5 protein-coding genes are annotated in these 4,060 nt (G+C 76.0%); 2 read left to right on the top strand and 3 right to left on the bottom strand.

The window, feature by feature from the left end; all coding sequences use genetic code 11:
• Positions 1 to 664, top strand: a 664-nt coding sequence (locus I59_RS07450; protein ID WP_022903321.1) for an SDR family NAD(P)-dependent oxidoreductase, incomplete at its 5' end; no start/stop codon positions are given.
• A gap of 135 nt (positions 665 to 799) precedes the next feature.
• Here I59_RS07450 and I59_RS07455 read toward each other — a convergent pair.
• From I59_RS07455 to I59_RS20770, 3 genes are all read right to left on the bottom strand, one after another.
• Entirely contained in the window at positions 800 to 1,492 is a 693-nt protein-coding gene (locus I59_RS07455; protein ID WP_022903322.1) for an SGNH/GDSL hydrolase family protein, read from the bottom strand.
• Between the two features lie 10 nt (positions 1,493 to 1,502).
• On the bottom strand, positions 1,503 to 2,240 hold the full coding sequence (locus I59_RS07460; protein WP_187289800.1) for an SGNH/GDSL hydrolase family protein: 738 nt from the start codon (positions 2,238 to 2,240) through the stop codon (positions 1,503 to 1,505).
• A gap of 86 nt (positions 2,241 to 2,326) precedes the next feature.
• Positions 2,327 to 3,115 carry an NRDE family protein gene (locus I59_RS20770; RefSeq protein WP_022903324.1) on the bottom strand — a complete coding sequence of 263 codons (789 nt, stop codon included), beginning with the start codon at positions 3,113 to 3,115 and terminating at the stop codon, positions 2,327 to 2,329.
• A gap of 41 nt (positions 3,116 to 3,156) precedes the next feature.
• On the opposite strand from I59_RS20770, the gene coaBC reads away from it, so the two are divergent.
• Positions 3,157 to 4,060: bifunctional phosphopantothenoylcysteine decarboxylase/phosphopantothenate--cysteine ligase CoaBC (gene coaBC, locus I59_RS07470; protein WP_022903325.1), on the top strand; the 904-nt coding region annotated here is incomplete at its 3' end.

A 4,060-nucleotide genomic window follows, 5' to 3' on the forward strand; every position in this document is an offset into this window, starting at 1 on the left:
CCCCCTCGACGTCATGGTGAACACCGCCGGGGTGATGGCGCCGCCGGAGCGGTTCGAGACCGTCGACGGCTTCGAGCTCCAGTTCGGCACGAACTTCCTCGGGCCGTTCGCACTGACGAACCTGCTGCTCCCCCAGCTGCTCCGGACGGACGCGGCGCGGACCCGGCCGGCCCGGGTGGCGACGATGTCGAGCCTGGCCGCCGTCTTCGGCAGCATCCGCTTCGCCGACCTGCAGTGGGAGCACGGCTACAACGGCTGGCGTGCCTACGGCCAGTCGAAGCTCGCCGATCTGCTCCTCGCACTGCACCTGCACCGGCTCACCGTGGAGCGGGACTGGCCGCTCGTCAGCACCGCCGCGCACCCCGGCTACACGCGCACCAACCTGCAGTCCGCGGGGCGCTCGCTCGGACGGTCGAAGCCGGTGCGGTCGAGTGATCGGGCACTGCCGTTCACGCAGGACGTCGAGCACGGCTCGGAGCCGCTGCTCTACGCGGCCGTCGGCCCCGACGCGGTCGGCGGCGCCTACTACGGCCCCGCCGGGTTCGCCGGCCTCACCGGCCCGACCACGACGGCGTCGGTCCCGCGGTCCGCCAGGAGCGCGGACCTCGCCCGCTCGCTGTGGGCGGTCGCCGAGGACCTCACGGGCACCACGCCGCCCGCCTGAGCGACGGACCGGCCGGCCCCGCCCGTCTGAACGACGGCCAGGACGCACGGCCGGCCCCCGCAGCGCCGGTCCGTTCCGCACACTCCCGTTCCGCAGCGTCGGCCTGGAGGCACGACTCGCCCCCGCAGCCCTGCCTCACCACCGCAGGTGGTCGCGTCGCAGCGCCCCGGTCACCGCCGCGAGCAGCGCACGCTGGCCGCGGGCCGTCGGGTGCACGTCGTCGGACTGCATCCAGGCGGGGTGTCCTCGGAGCGGCTGGCCGAGGTCGAGCCAGGCACCGCCGATCCCCGTCACGGCGGTCCGCAGCACCGTGGAGATCGTGCCGAGCTGGGCGGGCGGGGCGTCCTGGTCCCAGACGGCGCTGATGCCGACGATCCGGGCGCGGGGCAGGAGCCGGTGGACCTCCGCGACGAGCTGCTCGGACGCCCCGGCGAGCTCGTCGTCGTCCTGTCCGAGGTCGTTCGAGCTGGCCTGGAGCACCACGACGTCCGGGTGCAGCGCCGCCGCCTGCTCCGCGAGTTCCTCGTCGGTCGCGGAGCACTCGTCGCTGCCCTCGGCGAGGACCCCGGCCCCGTCGCAGCCGAGGTCGGTGAGCCGGAGCCGGTCCGCCGCCGCGAGGAGCTCCGGCCACGCCTGGTCGCGCCGGAGCCCGTGCCCGATCGTGATCGAGTCGCCGATGACGACGACCCGGGGCCCGGCGACGCGGGCTGCACCGGCTCGTGTCCCCGGCGGGAGCACCGCCCCGACGTCGGACGAGCACCCGGTCACCCCACTCGCGAGCGCGGCGAGCACGAGTCCGACGAGCACGATGCGGACCGGTCGTGGCACGGGGCGCCCGTCAGAACTGCACGTCGTCGCGGCGGAACGCAGCGGTGACCGCCGCCGCGATCGCCCGTTGTCCACGGGCCGTCGGGTGCACGTCGTCGCCCTGCATCCAGTCGGCGTGCCCGCGGAGTGGTTCGCCGATGTCGACGTAGGTGCCGCCGTCGCGTGCAAGGGCCTTCCGCATCGCCTTCGAGATCGCCGCGAGCTGGGCGGGCGGGGCGTCCTGGTTCCAGATCGCGCTGAGCCCGATCACCCGCGCGCGGGGCATCCGGCGATGCACGTCGTCGACCACCTGGTCCGTGGCGCTCCGGATCTCCGCGGTGTCGAGCCCGAGGTCGTTCGAGCTGGCCTGCAGGACGACGACCTGTGGACGCAGTGCGACGGCGCGCTTGACGAGGGTGGCGTACGCGCTCGCGCAGTCGTCGTCGTCCCCGAGTGCGGCCACGCCGGCGCCGTCGCAGGACAGGTTCGTGAGCGACCAGCCGTTCGTGTCGGCCATGAGCGCCGGCCACGCCTGCGCCGTGGTGAGTCCGTGCCCGGCGGTGATCGAGTCGCCGACCGTCACGACGGCCACGTCGTCCGCGCGGTCCCACGGCACGGCGGGGCCCGGCGTCGGGGTGGGTCGGGTCGTCGTCCGCGGGGTCGACTCCGAGCCGACGGCTGCCGACGGCTGCTCGCTGCAGGCGCCGAGTGCAGCCACGGCGAGCGCCGCGACGACGACGGCGAGCACGCTCCGGGTCCGGGTGGTCACGAGGCGCGAAGCTACGCCGGCACGCCATGGCCGGCCCGTGCGTCGCGCTGCGGGTGCACTCAGGCGGCCAGGGGCGGCGGGACCGCTCAGGCGTGGTGGAGTTCGACCGACCCTTCGAGTCGTCCGGGCTCGGTCAACCGCGCGTGCTGGAGCACCGTCCGCTCACGGCCGACCGCGGCGGCGACGATCGAGAGCGTCGTCATGTGTCCCTCGGCTTCGTGCACGTCGCGGAGGATCGCGTCCGGGTGGTCGGTGGGCAGGCTCGCGGACCCGGCGAGCACCCCGAACCAGCCGCTCCAGCCGTCCCCGGCGTCGGCGCCGGCGTCCGCGGCGCGCAGCTCGTCGAACGGTCCGAGCACGGGAGGCCCGGCCGGGGCGTCCACCGAGCGGAAGGCGTCGAGCCACCGCCCGACCCGGGGTGCGGCGGGGTCGTCCGGCTCGCCGTGGGTGACCATGTGCACGCCGGGGCCGAGCGCGGTCGTCCGGACCTCGGTGCCGTCCCACGTGACGACCTCGGCGCCGTCGGCCGTGGCGCGGACGAGGTTGAACGCGCGCGCGGTCGGGACGGTCCCGTCGTGCCCGGGCAGCACGCCCCCGACCGCGTCGAGCGGCACCACGCCGCGGGTGGTCCAGGTGCCGTCCGCGCTCGCGACCGGTTCGCCGCGGTTGAGCACGACCGCGAGGCCGGCCTCGTCCGAGGCGGCGAGCCAGGCGCCGCCCGCCGAACGGTCGCGGACACCGCGCACCCCCGGGTCACGGTCCGGCCACCAGGCGGCCGGCGGGTCCCACGGACGCTCGGGCGACTCGTCGCGGAGGGCGAGCATCGTCACCGGCCACTCGGAGCCGGGCGCGACGCGGACGACGACGGTGCACATGGCGTCGATCCTCGCACGCTGCGCCGGGTACCGTGACCGGTGTGAGCGCAGCAGCAGGACACCGCCGCACGGTCGTCGTCGGCATCACCGGGGGCATCGCCGCGTACAAGGCCGTGGGGGTCGTCCGCGACCTCGTCAAGCGTGGCCACGAGGTGCACGTCGTCCCGACCGAGGGCGCCCTGCGCTTCGTCGGGCTGCCGACGCTCGAGGCCCTGAGCCGCAACCCGGTGACCACGAGCGTCTGGGACGACGTCGCCGAGGTCCGGCACGTCGCGCTCGGCCGTCGGGCGGACCTCGTGGTCGTCGCCCCGGCCACGGCCGACGCCCTGGCGCGGATGGCCGCGGGCCTCGCGGGCGACCTCCTCGGCACCACCCTCCTCGCGACCGAGGCGCCCGTCGTCGTCGCGCCCGCGATGCACCCGCAGATGTGGGAGCACCCCGCGACCCGCGCGAACCTCGACACGCTCCGCGCCCGCGGAGTGCACGTCGTCGGACCCGTCGTCGGTGCGCTCACCGGGGACGACGCCGGCATCGGTCGGATGTCCGAGCCCGAGGACATCGTCGCGGCGGCACTCGCGGTGCTGGACCACGAGGGTCGGCCGGACCGGACCGCCGGACCGGCACCGTCCCTCCCGTCCGGCGACCTGCGCGGGGTCCGCGTCCTGGTGACGGCGGGCGGGACCCGGGAGCCGTTCGACCCGGTCCGCTTCGTCGGCAACCGTTCGAGCGGACGGCAGGGCATCGCGATCGCGGCGGACGCCGCCGCTCGCGGCGCGGCCGTCACCCTGGTGACGGCCAACGTCGACGCCGGGCTGACCGAGGGCCTCGACGTCGACGTGCGCCCGGTGGGGTCCGCCCTCGAACTCGCCGACGAGGTCCGGGCGGCAGCGGCCGAGGCGGACGTCGTGGTGATGACCGCCGCGGTCGCCGACTNCGACCGGCCGA

The sequence above is a fragment of the Curtobacterium sp. B8 genome (assembly GCF_000333315.1).
Taxonomy (GTDB): domain Bacteria; phylum Actinomycetota; class Actinomycetes; order Actinomycetales; family Microbacteriaceae; genus Curtobacterium; species Curtobacterium luteum.

Coding starts and splice junctions, on each gene's coding strand:
- I59_RS20770 (WP_022903324.1), bottom strand. CDS start 3,115: ATGTGCACCGTCGTCGTCCGCGTCGCGCCCGGCTCCGAGTGGCCGGTG.